Consider the following 21,129-nt stretch of genomic DNA (forward strand, 5'->3'; position numbering starts at 1 on the left):
GCGGTGCCGCCGGTGGCGATCAGATCATCGGTCAAAAGCACCAGATCGCCTGACCTGATGGCATCTTCATGGATCTGCAGGCAATCTTCGCCATATTCAAGCTGATAGCTTTGGCTGATGGTGCGATAAGGCAGCTTGCCGGGTTTGCGGATGGGAATGAAGCCGCAGGCTAATTGATGCGCGATAGCACCCCCCAGAATGAAGCCGCGGGCCTCGATCCCCGCCACTTTATCGATGGCCACCCCCACATAGGGCTGCACCAGTTCGTCCACGGCCTTCCGAAAACCCCGGGCATCGGCGAGCAAGGTGGTGATATCGCGAAACTGGATACCGGCTTTTGGAAAATCAGGAACCGTTCTGATCCGCGATGTCGCCCATTCCGTGGCCATTGGCTTCTGGGGCTGAGGGGGGGTCATTTTACCATTCGACACCGTCTGGTTTCTCCTGTTCAAAAGGGATTGGGCAACAGAAAATCGGGTCCGGATTGGGGTGATCAGGAGCCATCAGTCTGCGGGCTTCAGCACCCGCCCGGCCACTGCATCAAGCCGATCCATCAAGGCCGCATCGCGCTTATCGGGATGGGTGACGATGGCCATTTCCAAGGCACGATCACAGCCCGACGGGCAAGGGGTTTGGCGGTTTTCCATAATCAAAGGGGCGGCGGCGGCCACCAGATTCTGGGCTTTGCTGGCATTATCCATGAGAATTTTCAGCACGCTTTCCACATCCACATGGGCTTCCCCTTCGCGCCAGCAATCATAATCGGTCACCATGCCGATGGTCAGATAGCACATCTCGGCCTCGCGGGCGAGTTTGGCTTCCGGCAGATTGGTCATGCCGATCAGATCTGCACCCCATTGGCGATAAAGATGGGATTCCGCCCGGGTCGAGAATTGCGGCCCTTCCATCACCAGATAGGTGCCACGCGGATGGAGGGTGAAATCCATGCCCTCCGCCGCTTTCGCCAGATCGCTGCGCAGGCGCGCGCAGGTTGGCTCGGCCATCGAAATATGGGCCACCAGCCCATTGCCAAAATAGGACAAGGGCCGCGCCCGGGTGCGATCGATGAATTGATCCACCAGCACAAAATCGCCGGGCGGCAAATCTTCGCGCAAGGACCCACAGGCGGAAAGCGAAAGAATATCGGTGACCCCCAAACGTTTCAGGCAATCGATATTGGCGCGATAATTGATGCCATCCGGGCTTAGCCTGTGGCCCAGCCCATGGCGCGGCAAAAAGGCCAGTTCAACCGATCCCAGCCTGCCCCTGATGATCAGATCGGATGGCGCACCAAAGGGGGATTCCACCCCCACATGGCGAACATCTTCAAGGCCGGGCATATCATAAAGACCGCTGCCGCCGATAATCCCTAATATTCCCATCGCTTGTCATCCTGTGATATGGGCATGATCCATTCGCCCTTGGGTGCGCGAGCAGGGCTTGCAAGTCAAGTGCTTGTGGCGCCACTCTCAAAGCGCGGAATGCTCCCTTCCGTTTTTCACCAACGGACGATCAGCCATGACCGATCAGAAATTCGCCAAAATCCATGCTCTGGTCGCGCTCATCCCTTTGGGCGAGGTGGCGAGCTATGGGCAGATCGCCGCCCATATCCCCGGCGTGACCGCCCGCCTCGTGGGCTTTGCCATGGCGGGGCTTGGTCATGGAAGGCCGGGAAGTGGAGATATGGGAGATGAACATGCAGGCGATGAGGCAGCGATTCCGTGGCACCGGGTGGTGAATGCCAAGGGCACCATCAGCGGCCATGCCGGGGCCGCCGAACAAAGGCGCAGGCTGGAAGCCGAAGGCATCCATTTCGATGCGCATCACCGGCTGGATCTAAAAAAACACGGCTGGTCCGGCCCCGACCCCCTGACCCTGATGGACCTGGGGCTCGACCCCGAAACCGCCTTCACTTCATGATCAGCCTTCATCGATCTCCGAGAGAATTCCATGCATCAAGAAAAATAGAAGAGTTAACATGCACATTAGAAGTAAATGCAATAATATTTAAAATATTTATTTCAAGAAATTTATAAATAATGATTTTATAAATTATTATTTCTTATTGTGAGCTTATGCTCTATAAGAGTATTAAGAACAAAAGTCGCCCGAATTAGCTTCTTCCTTCATATGCAAGGAGCGCCTCGATGTCCGAACCAAGAGGAACTTCAACGCGCAGTCCATCTGGACCGTGCCACGGCAGCATTCCCAATTGCCACATCAGACGTTCTACGTGGACATTCAATGCCAAAAAATCATCAAACGAATCCCAGTGACCAAGTTTCAAACGTAAGTGTTCTAGGCTATCCCAAAAGATCGGGAACCAATGCTTTAAGCCAACATCATCAAGTGCTTGAGCCAACTCACTACCGGACTCATATGGATCAGCACCAGTTGCCGCACAATGACCGAGGAGGTCTGCCCCGAATTGAAGAACATAGCAAATGCGCGGCATGACGACGGCAAGTAGACGATCAACATCTCCATGATATCGATACTCAAGCCTCGCAGCTAAACCCGTCGATTTCATTTCCTGCAAGGCTGTGATGAAAAATTCACGTTTGGTCTCAGTATGCTGCTGCGGATCGCCGAAACCCGCGCTAAAATGGGAACCTAGATAGCTGAATATGGCTGGATGCAATCTGGTGTATAGAAATCCTTGGAGAATGTCGCCAACAGGCTTCATCCAGACACCCGGCAGATGCCGCTCAATTATCTCTGTAACTGCGACCTCGGCCAATTGCCTGACAAGGATATATAAACCCAATTGGACCGGGTCACTTTCATCGGCGAGCAGCGCAAAAGCAGCCCCCGCGTCGATGATGATCCTTTCTTTCCAACGCCCTTCCCGTCGGACCGAAATGGTCCTGGCGATCCCTTGGCCAATGTCTTCGGGAGCTGTTTCAGGTATTGACGCTCTTTCGTAGCCACGATCAAGTGAGGCCACCGCAGCGAGATAATCGCTGGCAACCGTAATGCCGTCCAACCGATGAAGGGGGATTGCCTGCGCGAGTGACATAACGACCCCTTGAATGGCGGTTGCCAGTTCCTGAGTGTCGTTGTTATCTCCAAAACCCAGAAGCGATAGCTCATATTGCCAAGGTTCATCACTTTGGCCAACAATATCCAATGGAAGCAGTGGCGCATCTTCATCTCGCGGCTTCGGCACCGTCGCTAGATAAGCTTCCATTGCGCCGCTAACGCTGTCCTCGACGAGTTGCATTGAGCGTTCACCCAACCTCTTGTGCAAGCTTTCAAAATACTTGTTTTTCGTCGACGCAAGAAAAAAATCGTGACTACTCCGCACAGCCTCAAGGTTGTAATCAGATAATTGCTCGGTTTCGCAATGAGAAGGGACGCCCAATAGAAGCTTGTCGGGTGTCAACGGCATAATAATCAATGCGAGATCATTCCAATCCGCGAACATAGCAGGTACTGCCTGCCCTGCTTGGTCCACAGCCAAGGCGGCACAATCGGAAAGAATGGCCCCTTCCTCCGGAGCTGCCACGATGGTCCAGTTCAGTTGTTTAAGCAGCTCGAATCGAGGTGTTGAACTAAAATTCTGGGCCAACGCTTTGTTATGTACGTCACGGACAGCAGTTTCTGATGTATCTACCCATTGGCTCAACATGCTTCGAAACTTTGGCAAAAAATCTGCAACCCGTGTCGTAAAATTCTCTTTCGCAATAAAAAAAGCGATGCGTTCAATCAGACTACGGGGCAAACCAAGGCTCTCAAGCCCCTCAATCTCATCAAACTCTCTGGCAAGGTTCCGCAGAAAAAGATCATTCGGCTCTTTCTCATTCAATCCCATCAAAGCCTGAACGCGTTCCGCATCGCCAAGAATCGTTTCGATACCACTAGCCATCATGCGCAACCCACGCTCCATACTCACACGAACATGCGCCGTGCGCGGAACAAGATGGTTCACGATCTTTGCTGCGTTTAACGAGCTAATTTGAGAGCCAACAGGGGCAGAACGGATATTGGCCAACACTCTGGAGACATGATTTTCAATATCCGTGATGTCGTCGTCAAGCGTACGCGATCCATACACCGTGGCTTCCGAATAGAAGTTGTAGCCCGCGCCAACATCTTTGATCCGCTTTGATTCAGCTTGCTCACCTCTGGCATAAACCCAAATTTCCTTGCGCTTTGAGCGGATACCAAATGGCTTCTGAAGGAATCTGGGCAGGTAGTGCTGGTTTGATCCGTTGGCCATTTTTTTACCAATTCCTTAGAATGGAATTTTCAAAATAACCGATGAATACAAAACATGCCAATATGAACGATACTGCGAGAACACTTAACGCTTTTGTTGCAAAGAATTACAACTTAGTAAGCAGAAATAGAAAATAAGAATAAGGCCGAGGAAAATCAAGAATCCCGATCACAAGGATGATCAGCCTTCATCGATCTTCGTGATGATGGGGGCATTGGGGTAGAAGGCATGGAAGGCAAAGGCGAAATCAACGCCATAGACCACATCTTCGCGCCCGTTTTCAGTTTGGCGCTCTACCGTTACCGTTCCCACATCCTTTGAGCGATCGATCTCTGAGGCATCAAGGGCGCTGGCCTGGCCCGGCACCCAGCTGATGATCAGGCCATCCTCGGTTTCGATGCGCTTTTCACGGCGCAAAAGATCAAGAGTCCAGGCCCGCTCCCCCACCGAGATGACGCGCATCATCGCCGGGATATTTTTCGGCAGGGCCCCATCATAGAGAAAGGGCCGCCGCAGGCTGTCATAGCCTTCATAAGGATTGGTGCCATAAAGCCCCGCCCGGCTGAAGGGGCGCTCTAAAACCCGGCCATTGGGATGACGCTCGCGAAAGAGGGCAAAGCTTTCAAGACGAGACGGCAGGCGCTTTAATTCCGCCCCCAACAATGTGCCAACAATCGCTTTACCCGTGAATTGCTGCCACCAGCTTTCGGTTTGGCGATCATACATCACCAGATCGGAATTCCGCAGCTTGCCCGTGGTGCCAAATTCCAGCTCCCGCCCTTCATGGCGCCGATCAAACACAATGGCGGCATTGCACAAGGGGCAAAAGGTCACCGCGATGGGCACATCGCCGATCCGATCATTGACAATTTCATGGCGGGTGAGAATCGCCAGCGGATAGGCCCGCGCCTCGCCATTGATCTCAAGGCTGATCACCGGCGAGCGATCATTCAGCCAATCGGCCTTATTGATGGCTTCAAATTTTGGCCGATCCACGGATGGGATGCCATCCTTTGGCGGGCCGCCCGAAAAAATCTCGGAAAAATCGACCGAAGCCTTGGAAAAATCGGTCTTGCCCCATTCATAGGTCCAGCCCCGGGGTGCCGTTTGCCCTTCATGAACCGAAGTTTGCTGTGGCCCCACCGATTGCGCCATGGCGGGCAGATGAAAGGCCATCGCAGACAAGAAAAGGGCGGCAATGGCAGGCATTTTGAATGATATTTTCATGGCCTCAGTCTAGCGTGATCATACCACCTGCAAAAATCACATCGCATCACCAGCAAACACGCATTTGTGATCGCCCCATCCTCCGTCACATCATGATGGCCCGCGCCCTGCCCCTTAAAAAATATTGACGAGAAACAAAATCGCCACCACCCCGGGGGTGATCCAGCGCAGGGAAAACAGCCAGATCCGAAAAAGCGGGCCATCGCGCATGTTCAATTCTTCAAGCACCGCCTTTCGGGTCAGCACCCGGCCCACAAAGCCCGAAATCACCAAAGCCCCAAGGGGCAGAACCAGTTTATCAATGCCATTGGTGATCAGGCCAAAGAAATTCACCCCCTGAAGGCTGGGGATAAAGCCCAAGGGATCGACATCCTGCCAGATATTGAAGCTGAACACGCTGAGCAGGCCCAAAAGCCAGCTTCCCCCCGCTGCGATCAGCGTGCCCTTGATCCGGCTCACCCCGCGTTCCGATAGCCAGGCGGTGGTAGGCTCATAGAGGGCGATGGCCGATGTGAGGGCGGCAATCAGCAGGAAAAAGAAAAACAGGGCCCCCAGAATATCGCCCCCAGGCATCGCGGAAAAAGCCAAAGGCAGGCTGACGAACACAAGACCGGGGCCGCCTTCAGGATCAAGGCCATGGGCAAAAACGATGGGAAAAACCGCAAGGCCCGCGAGCAGCGCCACCGCTGTATCTGCCGCCACAACCATCCCCGATGCGCGAAAGATCGAGGCATCTTTGGGCAGATAGGCCCCATACATCATCACCCCACCAATCCCCACCGACAAGGTGAAGAAGGCCTGCCCCACTGCCGCCAGCGCCATATCGGCATTGAGCTTTGAAAAATCAGGGGCAAACAGATAGCGGATCGCCCGGTCCGCATCCCCGATGATGAGGGCATAAACCACCAAAAGCAAAAGCAAAATGCCCAAAGCCGGGGTCATGATACTCACCGCCCGTTCGATCCCGGCGCGCACCCCCATGGCCACGATGCCCAAGGTCGCCAGCATGAACAGGCCCTGCCATAAGAGTAAACGCGGCAGCGATGCTTTCAGGCCATCGAAATGGGCCTCGGCCCCCGCCGCATCAAAGGTGGAAAACATCCCGCGCGCCGCCGTGAGCATATAATCGAGGGTCCAGCCCGCGATCACCGAATAAAAGCTCATCACCAAAAGGCCGCCCACAAGCCCAAACAAGCCGGGAATGCGCCAGGCATTGGTACGGCCATGCTCCACCGCCTGGCTGCCCAGCGCCTGTGGCGGACTGGCAGCCCCCCGACGGCCGATCAACACTTCGGCAATGAAAATGGGGGCCGCCACAAACAGCAGCCCCAATAAATAAACGGCAACAAAAGCCGCCCCGCCATTTTCCCCGGCGGTATAGGGAAATTTCCACACATTCCCAAGCCCCACCGCCGATCCCACAGCGGCCATGACAAAGGCCAATCGCGATGAAAATTTTGGTGTCCCCGAAGAAGCCGCGTGCGCCACGGTCTCTATCCTTTTCTGTTAATGCGGGGGGACTTTGGCAGAAGATGCATGATCGCGGCAAGCCCTTGATGCGGCAGGGGGCTTGGCGGATGCACAAACATGCGCTTAAAGTGTGTTGAATATTTGCATCTCAGAAAGATCGATCCAGAATGCGCCTTAAAAAATTTGCTCGACCTGCCCCCCTGATGACTGTTTTCATGGCATCCCTTTTCATGCCCCTTTTTTCCGGCAGGGCCGAGGCCAGCATCATCGATCAGATGATCAATGGATTATCCAGCACCGTTTTTTATGAAATCAGCCTGTTTGGCAGCGATATCGAATTGATCGTCATCTGGATGGCGCTGCCGATGCTGTTTCTCACATTTTATTTCGGCTTCATCAATCTGCGCTCTTTTCCCTTGGCCGCCCGCATTTTGCGGGGCCGTTATCGGGATGATACATCGCCGGGCGAAGTCACACAGTTCCAGGCCCTTTCCACAGCGCTATCGGGCACGGTGGGGCTGGGCAATATCGCCGGGGTGGCCATTGCCATTGCCATGGGGGGGCCGGGTGCCGCCTTGTGGATGACGGTGATCGGCTTTTTCGCCATGACCTTGAAATTTGCTGAATGCACGCTGGGGGTAAAATACCGCACCATCCACAAAGATGGCACGGTATCCGGCGGGCCGATGCACTATCTGGGGCGGGGGCTGGCGGCCCGGGGCTGGAAAAAGCTGGGCTTCGTGCTGGCCTGGAGCTATGCGCTCTTTGCCATTCCCTCGCTTTTGCAGATCGCTCAGGTCAATCAATCCTACAGCCAGTTTTCCGCCGTCACCGGGGTGGATGCCCCCTGGACCTTTGGCATCATCCTCGCCCTTCTGGTGGGGATCGTGATTATCGGCGGCATCAATCAAATCGCCCGTGTCACCGTGCGGCTGGTGCCTTTGATGGCGGTTTTATATGTTGGGGCTGCGCTTTTCATCATTTTATCTCATGCGGCCGAAATTCCTGCGGCCATCGCGCTGATCTTCAATGAAGCCTTAAGGCCCGAAGCCGGGATCGGGGCGATCATCGGGGCCTTTGTCTGGGGCATGCGGCGGGCGGTTTATTCCACCGAAGCGGGCCTTGGCTCGGCCACCATCGCCCATGCCGCCGCCCGCACGCGGGAACCGGTTTCAGAAGGCATGGTGGCGCTTTTGGAACCCTTCATCGATACCGTGCTCATTTCATCGATGACCGCCCTTGTGATCATCGTTACCGGGGCCTGGCAGGTGGAGGGTTTAAGCGATATCCAGATGACGAGTTGGGCGTTCAACAGTGTGATTGATGGCTTTGATATCGTGCTGGCCGTGGCGGTGGTGCTGTTCGCCTATTCCACGATCATCAGTTGGGGATATTATTCCAGCAAGATCTGGGCCTTTGTTTTCGGCACCTCGAAAACCAGCAGCCATCTGTTTAAGGCCGTTTATATCATCGCCCTGATCCCCGGCGGCGTTTTCACGGTTTCACAGGTCTTTGACATCATGGACAGCTTTTTCTTCCTGATGGCGGTTCCCAATGTGATTGGGATCTATATCATGGCTTCAGAATTGAAACGCGATATCCGCAGCTACAAAAAAAGAATCAAAAGCGGCGAAATCGCAATGGTCCCGCGCGGCGAAAGCACATTGGCCGCGGTCGAGAAATAAAAGGAATTCATCATGGCAAATCCGGTTTGCGCGATCATCGGAATTGGTCCGGGCAATGGGCTTGCTCTGGCCAGGCGCTTTCAGGCCGGGGGCTATGATGTCGCCATGATGTCGCGCAGTGCGGAAAAGCTGGAGATGTTTGCCCGGCAAATCGATCGCGCCCGCCTTTATCCCTGCGATGCCAGCGATCCGGAAAGCCTGAGCGATGCCTTTCGCAGGCTGCGCCATGACATGGGTTCGGTCGATGTTTTATGCTTCAATGCCGGGGGCGGAAGCTGGTCATCACCCGATGATACCACCGTCAGCGAGATGGATATCGCCTTCCGCACCAATGCCACCGGGCTTTTATGCGCGGCCCAGCAGGTGATCCCCGGGATGATCGAAAAAGGCAGTGGCGCAATCATGATCACCGGGGCCACGGCATCCCTGCGGGGCGGCCCGAAAAGCACCGCTTTTGCAGCGGCCAAGGCGGCCCAGCGTTCGGTGGCGCAATCGCTGGCCCGGCATTTGGGGCCAAAGGGTATTCATGTCAGCCTGTTTATCATTGATGGGGTGATTGATCTGGCGCGCACCCGTAAAATGCTGCCCGATAAGCCCGATACCTTTTTCCTCAAGGCCGATGATATCGCCGATACCATTTTTCACACCGCCCGCCAGCCAAAATCCGCCTGGACCTTTGAACTGGATATGCGCCCCTTTGTGGAACGCTGGTAAAGGCCCCCCTTAGCCCAAGCTGCGGGCACTGCCGGTGGCGGCATGAAGGCGTTCCATCAGCCGGGTGCTCAGATCCCCGATTTCCTCATCGATGCGGCGGGCTTTATCCAGAACCAGCGTGGCATTGCCTTGATTGGCGCGGCTTTCCTCATCCACCGAAAGAATCTGACTACCCACCTTGCCCACGCTGTTTTCAGCGGCGCTGATGGCGCGGGTGATTTCATGGGTAGCGGCAAGCTGCTCTTCGGTCGCTTGCGACATCCGATCCGCCGAGCCCGCCACCGCCTCGACCCGCTCGGCAATCTGGCCGATATCGGTCGTTACTCGGGCCACGACTTCCAAAAGGCTGTTCACAAAGCCCGATATATCCTCGGTAGACCGGGCGGTTTGCGCGGCCAGGGATTTCACCTCATTGGCCACCACGGCAAAGCCCCGCCCCGCCTCACCGGCCCGAGCGGCTTCGATGGTGGCATTCAGCGCCAAAAGATTGGTTTGTTCGGCAATATCATTGATCAGCCGCACCACCTGCTGAATGCGCGTGGCCGCTTCATTCATTCCCGCCACGGTTTCGCGGGTTTGCTGGCTGGTCAGTTGGGCTTCGCGCAAACGATCCGTGGTTTCGCTGATCTGACGGCTGATCCGATCGATGGCTGCATTTAATGCATCCGCCCCGTTGCGCACGCTGGCAATGCTATCTTTGGCCACCACCGTTTGACCGGTGGCATCCTGCGCGCTTTCATGCAGCCGCCCTGCCGATTGCTGCAAGACCTGCGCCGCATCCACCGAGGCAGAGGTTTGCTGACCGATACGGGCCATCATATCCCCCAGATCGGTTTCCACCTCATGCGCCAGCGTTTCCAAAGACCGGGCGATATCAAGCTGCCGCCCCACGGCCGCTCGGGCTTCGGCAGTTCTGTCCTCGGCTTCACGCATGGCCAATTCTGCGGCAGCCCGCGCCTCTTGTGCCTGCATTTCTTTCGTTTGTGCCTCACAACGCTGGGCTTCGGCCTCTTTCGCATGGCTTTGCGCTTCTAAAAGGGCCTGTTCGGATTGCATGAACAGATCGCTGATCCGGCCAATCAGAACCCACAAAGCATAGGCCTGTACCACCACCACATTGGCATGAAACAAAACCCGCAGAACATCCGATTGTCCGCCAAAAATCCATTCCGGCATGAATTGATTGAACAGCAAATGATGGATCGCCACCACCACCGCCGCCGTTAAGATCACCTTGCGATCAACGAAAAAAACCAGCGCCGAAAGGGCCGCGAAAAAATACATGTGCATATCGACCTGCCAGGCATGGCCCTGCATCATGAAAGCCGCACTGGCCACAACCAGCACCAAAGCCACCGCCGCTACAAGGCGATAAGGAAGTGCTGCCCCATAGCGCAGATAAGCCACAGTCGCCGCCGTGCACATCAAGATCATGGTGATCATCGCGGCCATCACCGGCTGACCCATCAACAGGCCAAAGACAAAAAAAGCGGGAAGATGCGCCCATAAAAACCACAGGAAGAATTTTGCAACCTGCATCCGCAGTTGTTCAAGTGCCGCCATAGCGCCCTATCCCCGATTTAAAAGCTTATCCGGCCACAATGGCCACACCCGCAGCATTCTCAGCATCTGAAAGCATGAACGGACCGCGCCCAAGGCGCCCGCCGCAGCCAAACCATCCCGCACCATCAAGCACCAGAGTGGCGCCATGCTGCCGGATCCTTTTTTGGAAAGACGTATCAGGCGACCAGACGACCCATCCCCCCGGAATGGCAGCCCGATCAATCACATAACCACCCGCCAAAGCCACGGCCTGCATCCGATCCACTGGCCCCTGATCAGATGGAAACAGCACCAGAAACCGTCCGCTGGCCGGGGGCATCACAGCCGCAATGAACAAAAGCACAAAGCCCAGCAGCGCAAGCCCGATGGCTGGCCAAAAGGCTTTCATGACCGAAAAGACTGCATAACAAGACCCATCTCAGGATGTACGGCCCAATGTTTACACGTCAAAGCACAACTATCCATTTAAACTTATATTTTGTTGATCTTTTAAGTATAGTCTTACCAATTGCTTAACAAACACAGCTTTGTGAGAAAATAGCATATTTATACACGCAAAAAGAGACTCTAACGGCCATAGGGCTTGACGAGGCTGCCGGGCATTGGGCACAAGCAGAGCATCATTCATCCGCTTTTATAGGGACAAACCCATGCTCGATCTCATTTTATTGCGCCATGGTCAAAGCCAGTGGAATCTGGAAAATCGCTTTACCGGCTGGGTTGATGTGGATCTATCCGAAAAAGGCGAAGAGGAAGCCGCCCGGGCCGGACAATTGATCCGCGCCCATGATCTCACCCCCGATCTGTGCTTCACATCGCTGTTAAAGCGGGCCATCAAAACCCTGAACATCGCCTTGGAAGAACTGGATCGCTTATGGCTGCCGGTGGAAAAATCATGGCGGCTCAATGAACGCCATTATGGTGGGTTGCAAGGGCTGAACAAAAAGGAGATGGCCGCCAAGGTGGGCGATGAGCAGGTGCATATCTGGCGTCGCAGCTATGATATTCCGCCCCCCATGCTCGATGAAAACGATCCCGGCCTGCCCCATCATGATCCCCGCTATGCCGGGATCGATCCGGCTTTATTGCCCCGCACCGAAAGCCTGAAGGATACGGTGGAGCGCTTTTTGCCCTATTGGGAGGAAAGCCTTGCCCCCGCCCTGCGTGGCGGTAAAACCGTGCTGGTGGCGGCCCATGGCAATTCCCTGCGGGCACTGGCCAAATATCTTGATCATATATCCGATGACGAGATCACCGGCCTTGAAATCCCCACGGGCATCCCGCTTTTATACCGCCTTGATGCCGATCTGAAACCTATCGAGCATTATTATCTTGAAGACCGGCCCGTGGCCTGATCACACAAAGCCCGCTTCTTCAAAAGGGTCTTCGCGATAATCGGCGATCCAGCCAAAGGTATCCCATGTGGCTTTCATATGGCTGGGCAAAGGGGCGGTGACATCGATCAGCCCGCCATCGGGATGCGGGCACAGCATCCGCCGGGCATGAAGATGCAGCTTGCGGGAAACAAGGCCCCCCAGAAAGGCTTCGGCCCCGCCATATTTGCCATCACCCACGATCACATGGCCGATATGGGCGCAATGCACCCGTAATTGATGGGTGCGCCCGCTCAGGGGCTTCAGGGCCACCCAGGCGGCTTTTTGCCCGGCTTGTTCGATGGTGGCATAAAGGGTGCGTGCCGGTTTTCCCTGTTGGGTCACCACCATGCGCTCCCCTCCATGGCCGGGCTGTTTTTCCATGGGAGCCAGAATTTTTCCATCCTGCGGGCTGGGAACGCCATTGACCAGCGCCCAATAAACCTTATGGGCATCCCGCCCCTTGAAAGCATCGGCCAAAGCGGACGCCGCGCGCACGGTGCGGGCAATCAGCAAAACCCCCGATGTATCCTTATCCAGCCGATGCACAAGGCGCGGGCGTTCATCCTTGCGATCAAAGCGCAGGGCATCGAGCAAGCCATCCACATGGCGGGTGATCCCCGGCCCGCCCTGAGTGGCAAGGCCCGCGGGCTTGTTGATGGCGATCACCTGCGCATCTTTATAAAGCACCCAGGATCGCACTTCGGCCTTTTCTTCGTCGCTGATGCTATGGGGCAATTTCCGGCCCGCCTGACGCGGCTGGGTGGCCCCTTCATCCAAAGGCGGCACCCGGATATCCTGCCCTTTTTGCACGCGATCGCTGGGCTTCGTGCGCCCCCCATCAAGGCGGATTTGCCCGGTGCGCATCAGGCGCGATAAATCCCCATGCGATAGCCCCGGAAAATGCCGCTTGAACCAGCGATCAAGGCGAATCCCATCTTCATCATCGGTGATCACGAAATGCAATACATCGCTCATGCCAAAAATCGCCCCGCATAAAGGCCCGCAAACACCCCGGCAAGGGTAAGGCCAAAGGATAAAACGGCATAAAGCCCGGCTTGCAGCATCTGATGCCGTTCGATCAGCAAGGCCATTTCAAGGGAATAGGTGGAAAAGGTCGTAAAACCGCCCAAAAGCCCCACCAGCAAAAATCCGCGTAAAGAAGGGGAGAGCGAAAATTTCAAGGCCAGCAATTCCACCAGCAGGCCCATCAAAAACGCCCCCAGCCCATTCACCAAAAGCGTGCCAAGGGGAAAGCCGCCTTGGGAAAACCGCATGATGAAGCTGCCCAGATAATGGCGCGAAACCGCCCCGATAGCCCCGCCCGCAGCAATCGCTATGGGCATTGATGTGAAAAAACTGCCGCTCATATCCATCTTCCGATTCTATCCGGGCCCTATCTTCTGGCTGATGAGGCCGCAACCGCCCCCCTCCTAAACTGCGCCGAAGCTTTGCACAAGCTGGCCGTTGATAAGGGACGGCTTATGGCTTCAGGATGCGGGCTTCAAAATACGGCCCGGGTTTAAAATGCCCTTGGGGTCCAAAGCCGCCTTGATCGCCGCCATGGCCTGAAGCGATGCCCGATCCTTGACCGCGGCCAAAAGCCCCGCCTTCATCTGGCCGATGCCATGCTCGGCAGAAATCGAGCCCCCGGCTTTGATGGTCATCTGATGCACCAGCGTGCTGATTTCATCCCAACGATCAAGAAAATTTTGGGGATCGGCCCCTTTTGGCTGGCTGAGATTGAAATGCAGATTGCCATCCCCCAGATGGCCGAAAATACAAGGCCGGATCCCCGGCACCAGCGCCGCAAGTTGATGGCTGCACGCTTCAATAAACTCCGGAATATGGGCTTGGGGAAGGGAAATATCATGCTTGATCGAGGCCCCTTCGGCTTTTTGCGCCTCGGATAAATGATGGCGCAAACGCCATAAATCCGTGGCTTGCCCCTCGGAAGCCGCCAGCACGGCATCATGGATCAGGCCGCCCTCCAAAGCCCCGGCCAAAAGCCTTTCCGCCAAGGGGCCAAGCGGTTCATCCCGGGCGCTGCTGGCCCATTCCGCCAATATATACCAATCATGGGGCTTGGTGAAAGGATCGCGGCAATCGGGCAGATGCCGGCAAACGAGATCGAGCCCAAAGCGCGGGATCAACTCGAACGCCATCAGCCGCTCCCCACTTTCGGCATCGAGCCTCGCCAAAAGCGCCATGGCCGCCGCCATCGTGGGCAGGGCGCACATCGCCACCATGCGGCTTTTGATCGCCGGATAAAGCCGCAAGGATGCAGCGGTGATCACTCCCAATGTACCCTCGGCACCGCACAGCAGGGATTTCAGATCATAGCCGGTATTATCTTTGTGCAAACGGCCCAGCCCATGCACGATTTCCCCCGTGGGCAGCACCGCTTCCACCCCTAATATCAATGAACGCATCGTACCATAGCGCAGCACATGCACCCCGCCCGCATTGGTGGATACCAATCCGCCGATGGTGGCACTGCCTTCTGAGGCGAGGCTCAGGGGAAACAGCCGATCCTGTTCGGCCGCCGCCTGCTGCACGGCGGCAAGGGTCACCCCGGCTTCGGCGATGATAACATGGCCATCCGAACCCGCATCGCGGATGCTGTTCAACCGCTTTAATGACAACAGCACCTGCGATCCGCTTTGATCGGGAATCCCGCCCCCCACCAAGCCGCTATTGCCGCCCTGCACGATCAATGCCACCTCATGGCGATTGGCCCAGCGCAGGATGTGCGCCACTTTTTCAGTGCTATCGGGCTGTAGGAACAGGGCCGTGCGGCCATGATAGCGATTCCGCCAATCCACCAGATGGGGGGCAATGAGATCGGCATCATCGCTCCAATCACCGGGATCGAGCGCTGCTTTCAATGCGGCAAGATGATCATGTTGAACGGCCATGGCCCAGCTTTGCCCGGCATCGCCCTCAGGGTCAAGCCAGCGATCATTCAGGCCATAAATCAGGCATTATAATAGGCACGATACCAGGCAACGAAGCGCCGCACCCCTTCATCCACCGGGGTATCGGGGCGATAGCCTGTCGCCTCGACCAGACTGCTCACATCGGCATAGGTATCGGGCACATCGCCGGGCTGAAGCGGCAATAGTATTTTTTCTGCCTTTTTGCCCAGTTGCTCTTCCAAAAGGCCGATATAGTGCATCAGTTCAACCGGCTGTTCATTGCCGATATTGAAAATCCGCCATGGCGCTTTCGAGCGATCCGGCGCGGGTTTTTCGCTATCCCAATCGGGATCACCTTCGGCCACATGATCAAGGGCCGCCACCACCCCTTGCACGATATCATCGATATAGGTGAAATCGCGCTTATGATGGCCGTAATTGAACACCTCGATCGGCTGATCATCCAAAATAGCCTTGGTGAATTTGAATAAGGCCATATCGGGGCGGCCCCAGGGGCCATAAACCGTGAAAAACCGCAGGCCCGTGGTGGGCAACCCGAACAGATGGGAATAGCTGTGCGCCATCAATTCATTGGCGCGCTTGGTGGCCCCATAAAAAGCCACGGGATGATCGGCGGGTTCGGACACGCTGAAGGGAATATGGGTATTTGCCCCATAAGCCGAGCTTGTGGAGGCATAAACCAGATGCCCAACGCCATGATGGCGGCACCCTTCCAAAACAGTGAGAAAGCCGGTGATATTGCTATCCACATAGGCAAAGGGATTATCGATGGAATAGCGAACCCCCGCCTGTGCTGCCAGATGCACCACCCGATCAAAGCCTTCTGCTGCGAAAAGATCGGCCATCGCCGGGCGATCCGCCAGATCGATCTTGTGAAAGGTAAAATGCCCACGATGGGCCGATCGGGCGCAGATTTCAGGATAAATCCCATCATCCAAGGTGCACTCAGAAAAAGCCTTGATCCGCTCAAGGCGGGCCCTTTTCAGATTGGGATCATAATAATCATTGAGATTATCCAGGCCCACCACATCATCGCCACGGGCCAGCAGATAAAGGGCGACATGACTGCCGATGAACCCGGCAGCACCTGTTACAAGAATTTTCAATCCGCACTCCCCCGCGCCCTAAAACCCAAAAACCGCTTTCCATCCGCCCGCAAAGCCATCAGCCACAGTTGAAGGCCCCTTATAAGCGGGCATCCACTGCATTTTTTCCCAGAACAGATTTGATATCATAAAGCACAGCACCGGGGCGACCAAGCGTCCTGATTTTTTCCGCACCCATGGCAATGAATTCGCGATGCGCCACGGCCAGCACGATGGCATCATAATCCCCGCCCAGATCATCAAGCAATCTGACACCGCATTCATGGGCGGCTTCATCATGATCGGCCCAGGGATCATAAACCGCCACAGCGGCGCCATAGCTGGTCAGTTCCTCAACGATATCCACCACCCGGCTATTGCGCAGATCGGGGCAGTTTTCCTTGAAGGTCAGCCCCAAAACCAGCACCTTCGCATCCGATACCGGCACTTTGCGATGGATCATTTTTTTCACGATCTCGCCCGCGATATAGCGGCCCATGCCATCATTGATCCGCCGCCCGGCCAGAATGACTTCGGGATGATGGCGGATTTCCTCGGCTTTATGGGTAAGATAATAGGGATCAACACCAATACAGTGCCCGCCCACCAATCCGGGGCGAAAGGGCAGGAAATTCCACTTCGTGCCCGCGGCTTCCAGCACCTCTAAGGTATCGATGCCGAGCTTATTGAAGATGATCGCCAGTTCATTCACCAAGGCGATATTCAGATCGCGCTGGGTATTTTCGATCACCTTGGCGGCTTCCGCCACCTTGATGCTGCTGGCTTTATGGGTGCCCGCGCTGATCACCATCCGATAAAGCCGATCAACGAAATCGGCGATCTCGGGCGTTGATCCCGATGTCACTTTCACGATGGAATGAAGGCGGTGATCCTTGTCGCCGGGATTGATTCGCTCGGGGCTGTAGCCGCAAAAGAAATCGGCATTAAAGCGCAGGCCCGAGACCTTTTCCAGAATCGGCACGCATACATCTTCGGTCGCCCCGGGATAAACGGTGCTTTCATAAATCACCAGATCGCCAGATTTCAAAACCCGGCCAATGCTTTCACTGGCCTTGATCAAGGGGGTAAGATCGGGGCGATTATGCTTATCAATGGGGGTGGGAACCGTCACGATGAACACCGTGCAATCGCGGATATCATCCAATTGAGTGCTGAAGCTCAGATGCGTGGCGGCGGCCAGCTCATCGGCGCTGGCTTCAAGGGTGGCATCCCGGCCCTGACGCAAATCAGCCACCCGCCGGGCATTGATATCAAAGCCCATTGTTTTCACATGATGGCCAAAAGCCACAGCCAGCGGCAAACCTACATAGCCCAGACCAATAACGGCCAGTTTCACCTGATCCGGCGATTGCATCGTTTTTTACACCATATTCATGAAGAAAAGCCCGTGCCGCGAACCTTAGAAAGGCCATGGCGCAGGATCAAGCGCAATCTCTATCAGGCTCCCTTTATCTTTACGCCCTGGCCTGATCTTTATGCCTTGGCCGATTTGGCAAAATCAGAACGGGCCTGATCGCGCAGTTCCCGCCGCAAAACCTTACCCACCGGCGATTTGGGAAGCTCGGGCACGGTGATAAAATATTTGGGGCGTTTATAATTGGTCAAAGCCTCGGCGCAATGGCGGCGCAGGCTGTCCTCGATCACCTCATCCCCCGCCTGATCGGGGCTTTCGCGCAACACGATATAGGCCACCGCCGCTTCGCCGGCATGGGCATCCTCGATCCCCACCACGGCAGCTTCCAGCACATCGGGATGGCGGATCAGCACCTCTTCAAGCTCGAACGGATAGACATTGAAGCCCGAAATGATCAGCATATCTTTCTTGCGATCAATGATCGACAGGAACCCATCCGCATCCATCACCCCGATATCGCCGGTATGAAGCCAACCATCGCGCACGGTATCGGCCGTGGCATCCGCACGCCCCAGATAACCGCGCATCACCTGTGGCCCACGCACCAGCACCTCGCCCGGCTGGCCTGTGGGCTGCTCTTTGCCATCATCATCAATGATTTTGATCTCGGTGCCCGGAATGGGAATGCCCACCGTGCCCGGACGCGCCCGATCATCAAGGGGCGATGAGGTGACGATGCAGGTGCCTTCGGTGAGGCCATAGCCTTCATAGATGCGGCTGCCGGTCAGATCTTCCCAGCGCTTTCGGGTGCTTTGGGTCAGGGGAGCGGCACCGGAAAAGCACCAGCGCAGATTTCTGGGCGGATTTTCGGTGAACCATGGCTGCTTCAAAAGCTCGTTGAACAAGGTATTCACCCCCGGCAGCATGGTGATATCGAACTGCTCGAACGCCGTGCGCAGATTGCTCAGGGGTCGGGGATTGGGGGCCAGCACCACATGGGTGCCCATCCGCATGGCGTGCATCGAGCCGATGGCCAGCGCATAAACATGATAAAGCGGCAAAACCAGAAGGCTGGTTTCATCGCCCCTGCGCGCCGCCCGCAGATGATCGCCGGTAAAGCGATCCTGCTGGGTGATATTGGATAAAATATTGCGTTCGGTGATCTCCGCCCCTTTCGAGCGGCCCGTGGTGCCCCCGGTATATTGATAGATGGCACTGTCATCGATGGCCCGCTCTGCCCGCAAATCAGCCAGACCACGTCCCGCTTTTGCGGCCTTCATCTGCGCCGCCCGGCCCAGTTTCAAGGCCCGGGCCAAGGGGATGGAGGGATGATCCATCGGGGGGATGCGCTTTTGGATGCGGCGCAAAACAAAATCGATCAAAAGCCGCTTGGGCGCGGGGAAAAAATCCACCACCGAAAGCCGGATGACATGGCGCACGGCGCTGCCTTCCAAGGATTTTTGCAGCCGATCCCCAAAAAGATCGATGACAAACAAAGCCTTTGCCCCCGAATCGCGCAATTGAAAGCCCGCTTCCGCTGCGGTATAAAGGGGATTGATCCCGGTCAGAATCAATCCGGCGCGCAAAATGCCATAAGCGACCACGGGATAGCTGAGGATATTGGGGGATTGGATCGCCACCACATCACCCGGCGCAAGGCCCAGATGATCGCGCAGATAAAAGGCAATGGCCGCCGAATACCGGTCGATATCGGCATAGCTCAGGGTTGCCCGGGCGCCATTGGGCAGAATGCAGCTATAGGCCGGATTGGCGGCGTGGGTTGCAAAGATATCGGCGAGCATCGACGCCAGATTATCCGCCAGAAGATCATCGGGATGAAAAGCATCCGGCTCATAAAATTGATGCCAGGGTTGACGCGGCGTCGACATAAGGCGGCCCTCCAGTGACTGTCATCAGCCCCATCACGATAACCGCTGTCAGGCTTTTGGCATACCGCCCAAAGTGTGAGCCTTAAAGCCCGATGAGAAAAAATCAGGAGCCGGGCTGATCCAACTCAAAATTTAACACCGCCTCGGCTTCCGGGCTGCGGGTGGGGCGGCCCAGCTTCAGGGCGGGCTGATAGCGCCATTGCGATACGGCGGCAATCGCCGCAGGCTCGAAAACCCCCTGCGGTTCGGCTTCAACGATCTGAATATCCACAGGGATACCCTCTTCATTGATAATATATTCCAAAACCACCCGGCCCTCGATCCCCGAGGCCCGCGCCTGTTCGGGATAAACCGGGGCCACTTTATGAATTTGGATGGCATCGCGATTTTGAAAATGGGCGCAAGCCGCAAGGCCGAACACCATGATGAAAACCGGAATGACCCGGTAGAACAGGTTTCTCATCTCAAAAAATCCTCATAGGTAACTGAGTCTGGTTCAGCTACTAGCATAGTCCCGCCCAACTGTGGCAATCCGCACATGATAGGCCTTGTACCAAACCGCTCGCCCCCGTTTTTGCGCCGCCAGATGACGGGCATTTGTCTTCCAGGCTTTGGCCGATTGCTCGTCACGCCAATAGCTGATCGTCAGGCCGAACCCTTCGCCATCGCGGGCGGATTCAAGGCCCAGATAGCCCGGTTGTCCGGCCGCCAATCGGTCCATCTCATCAGCCATGGCCTGATAACCATCGTTATCGGCTTTTGTGCGCAGGCTGGTAAAAATCACCGCCACATAAGGCGGCTTTGGCGTTTGTGCAAAATGATTGTCAGGGCCGCCCATAGCCTCCGCCTCCGGGTGTTTCTATCACCAGCCTATCCCCTGCGTAAAGGCTTGCCTGTTCAACGGCGTCGAGCCTTTCCTCCTCGCCATCGGCACGGATGATCCTGCCCCGGCCTACGGCCCCATCCTGCCCGCCAGCCAGCCCGGGAGGTGCAATGGTACGATGCCCGGATAGCAGGTTCATCTCCATATCTTCAAGAAAGAGGATCGAGCGTAAGGCTCCCGCGCCGCCGGGCCACAGGCTTTGGCTATCCTTTTGTTCGCGGATACTGAAACTGTCGATCCGCACGGGCAGGCGCTTTTCCAGAATCTCGACATCGGTCATGCGGGAATTGGTCATATGGGTTTGCACTGCCGAAGCACCGGCAAAGCCATTCCCGGCCCCGGCCCCACCGCAGATGGTTTCATAATATTGATGGCGGGCATTGCCAAAGGTCAGATTGTTCATCGTGCCCTGGGATGCCGCCAAAGCGCCGGTGGCCAGAAACAGGGCATTGGTGATCGCCTGGCTGGTTTCCACATTGCCCGCCACCACCGCCGCAGGGAAAGCCGGATCAAGCAGGCAGCCTTCGGGGATGATCAGCCGCAAAGGTTTCAAACAGCCATCATTGAGCGGAATATCCGCCCCCACCAGACAGCGAAACACATAAAGCACGGCGGCCCGGGTAATGGCCTTGGGGGCATTGAAATTCCCCTCATGGCGGCCCGATGTGCCGGTGAAATCGATCACGGCGGTGCGCGCCTGCCGA

The 21,129-nt window shown here is 56.1% G+C and carries 20 protein-coding genes; 4 read left to right on the forward strand and 16 right to left on the reverse strand.

Features of this window, described 5'->3' with window-relative positions; all coding sequences use genetic code 11:
• Together AQ1_RS12410 and AQ1_RS12415 are read right to left on the reverse strand one after the other, a co-directional pair.
• The coding region (locus tag AQ1_RS12410; protein WP_042087879.1) for an adenine phosphoribosyltransferase at positions 1 to 389 on the reverse strand (389 nt) is incomplete at its 3' end.
• Positions 390 to 503: 114 nt separating this feature from the next.
• Positions 504 to 1,382 (reverse strand): S-methyl-5'-thioadenosine phosphorylase, encoded by an 879-nt coding sequence (locus AQ1_RS12415; RefSeq protein ID WP_042087853.1) that lies wholly within the window; start codon positions 1,380 to 1,382, stop codon positions 504 to 506.
• A gap of 136 nt (positions 1,383 to 1,518) precedes the next feature.
• Between AQ1_RS12415 and AQ1_RS12420 the strand changes: the two genes are divergently transcribed.
• Positions 1,519 to 1,920, forward strand: a complete 402-nt coding sequence (locus tag AQ1_RS12420) for an MGMT family protein (RefSeq protein WP_042087855.1) — start codon at positions 1,519 to 1,521, stop codon at positions 1,918 to 1,920.
• A gap of 193 nt (positions 1,921 to 2,113) precedes the next feature.
• Here AQ1_RS12420 and AQ1_RS12425 read toward each other — a convergent pair whose 3' ends face one another.
• The 3 genes from AQ1_RS12425 to AQ1_RS12435 form a co-directional block, all read right to left on the reverse strand.
• Positions 2,114 to 4,222 carry a DUF4238 domain-containing protein gene (locus AQ1_RS12425; protein ID WP_042087856.1) on the reverse strand — a complete coding sequence of 703 codons (2,109 nt, stop codon included), beginning with the start codon at positions 4,220 to 4,222 and terminating at the stop codon, positions 2,114 to 2,116.
• 180 nt (positions 4,223 to 4,402) lie between these two features.
• On the reverse strand, positions 4,403 to 5,449 hold the full coding sequence (locus tag AQ1_RS12430; protein ID WP_462687144.1) for a DUF3179 domain-containing protein: 1,047 nt from the start codon (positions 5,447 to 5,449) through the stop codon (positions 4,403 to 4,405).
• Between the two features lie 114 nt (positions 5,450 to 5,563).
• Positions 5,564 to 6,937 (reverse strand): sodium-dependent transporter, encoded by a 1,374-nt coding sequence (locus AQ1_RS12435; RefSeq protein WP_042087858.1) that lies wholly within the window; start codon positions 6,935 to 6,937, stop codon positions 5,564 to 5,566.
• Positions 6,938 to 7,134: 197 nt separating this feature from the next.
• Between AQ1_RS12435 and AQ1_RS12440 the strand changes: the two genes are divergently transcribed.
• Positions 7,135 to 8,604: an alanine/glycine:cation symporter family protein gene (locus AQ1_RS12440; RefSeq protein WP_313980197.1), complete on the forward strand. Its 1,470-nt coding sequence runs from the start codon at positions 7,135 to 7,137 to the stop codon at positions 8,602 to 8,604.
• Between the two features lie 12 nt (positions 8,605 to 8,616).
• Positions 8,617 to 9,318: an SDR family NAD(P)-dependent oxidoreductase gene (locus tag AQ1_RS12445; RefSeq protein WP_042087862.1), complete on the forward strand. Its 702-nt coding sequence runs from the start codon at positions 8,617 to 8,619 to the stop codon at positions 9,316 to 9,318.
• Between the two features lie 9 nt (positions 9,319 to 9,327).
• Here AQ1_RS12445 and AQ1_RS12450 read toward each other — a convergent pair whose 3' ends face one another.
• Positions 9,328 to 10,881 carry a methyl-accepting chemotaxis protein gene (locus AQ1_RS12450; protein WP_042087864.1) on the reverse strand — a complete coding sequence of 518 codons (1,554 nt, stop codon included), beginning with the start codon at positions 10,879 to 10,881 and terminating at the stop codon, positions 9,328 to 9,330.
• 25 nt (positions 10,882 to 10,906) lie between these two features.
• A complete protein-coding gene (locus tag AQ1_RS12455; RefSeq protein ID WP_042087866.1) occupies positions 10,907 to 11,269 on the reverse strand; it encodes a hypothetical protein in 363 nt (120 codons plus the stop codon).
• A 262-nt stretch (positions 11,270 to 11,531) separates the two neighbouring features.
• Here AQ1_RS12455 and gpmA point away from each other — a divergent pair, with 262 nt between their 5' ends.
• Positions 11,532 to 12,236 carry a 2,3-diphosphoglycerate-dependent phosphoglycerate mutase gene (gene gpmA / locus AQ1_RS12460; RefSeq protein ID WP_042087868.1) on the forward strand — a complete coding sequence of 235 codons (705 nt, stop codon included), beginning with the start codon at positions 11,532 to 11,534 and terminating at the stop codon, positions 12,234 to 12,236.
• Here the strand turns inward: gpmA and AQ1_RS12465 are convergent, their stop codons facing one another.
• From AQ1_RS12465 to AQ1_RS12505, 9 genes are all read right to left on the reverse strand, one after another.
• Positions 12,237 to 13,232, reverse strand: coding sequence for an RluA family pseudouridine synthase (locus tag AQ1_RS12465; RefSeq protein WP_042087869.1), 996 nt, complete (start codon positions 13,230 to 13,232; stop codon positions 12,237 to 12,239).
• Entirely contained in the window at positions 13,229 to 13,624 is a 396-nt protein-coding gene (gene crcB, locus AQ1_RS12470) for a fluoride efflux transporter CrcB (protein ID WP_313980185.1), read from the reverse strand. Before crcB ends, AQ1_RS12465 begins: the two co-directional genes overlap by 4 nt.
• A gap of 120 nt (positions 13,625 to 13,744) precedes the next feature.
• Positions 13,745 to 15,172: an FAD-binding oxidoreductase gene (locus AQ1_RS12475; RefSeq protein ID WP_052371268.1), complete on the reverse strand. Its 1,428-nt coding sequence runs from the start codon at positions 15,170 to 15,172 to the stop codon at positions 13,745 to 13,747.
• Positions 15,173 to 15,231: 59 nt separating this feature from the next.
• Positions 15,232 to 16,299: an NAD-dependent epimerase gene (locus AQ1_RS12480; protein WP_042087871.1), complete on the reverse strand. Its 1,068-nt coding sequence runs from the start codon at positions 16,297 to 16,299 to the stop codon at positions 15,232 to 15,234.
• A gap of 79 nt (positions 16,300 to 16,378) precedes the next feature.
• Positions 16,379 to 17,653: a Vi polysaccharide biosynthesis UDP-N-acetylglucosamine C-6 dehydrogenase TviB gene (tviB, locus tag AQ1_RS12485; RefSeq protein WP_042087873.1), complete on the reverse strand. Its 1,275-nt coding sequence runs from the start codon at positions 17,651 to 17,653 to the stop codon at positions 16,379 to 16,381.
• Between the two features lie 119 nt (positions 17,654 to 17,772).
• Positions 17,773 to 19,542, reverse strand: coding sequence for a long-chain-fatty-acid--CoA ligase (locus AQ1_RS12490; protein ID WP_052371269.1), 1,770 nt, complete (start codon positions 19,540 to 19,542; stop codon positions 17,773 to 17,775).
• 103 nt (positions 19,543 to 19,645) lie between these two features.
• Complete coding sequence (locus AQ1_RS12495) at positions 19,646 to 20,005, reverse strand: energy transducer TonB (RefSeq protein ID WP_052371270.1); 360 nt, start codon at positions 20,003 to 20,005, stop codon at positions 19,646 to 19,648.
• Between the two features lie 33 nt (positions 20,006 to 20,038).
• Entirely contained in the window at positions 20,039 to 20,380 is a 342-nt protein-coding gene (locus AQ1_RS12500; protein ID WP_042087875.1) for an antibiotic biosynthesis monooxygenase family protein, read from the reverse strand.
• On the reverse strand, positions 20,367 to 21,129 hold a 763-nt coding region (locus AQ1_RS12505; protein ID WP_042087877.1), incomplete at its 5' end, for a hydantoinase B/oxoprolinase family protein. The genes AQ1_RS12500 and AQ1_RS12505, both read right to left, overlap by 14 nt.

Origin of the sequence: Iodidimonas nitroreducens, assembly GCA_000710935.1 — a bacterium.
In the GTDB taxonomy this organism is placed as follows: Bacteria; Pseudomonadota; Alphaproteobacteria; order Sphingomonadales; family Rhodothalassiaceae; genus Iodidimonas; species Iodidimonas nitroreducens.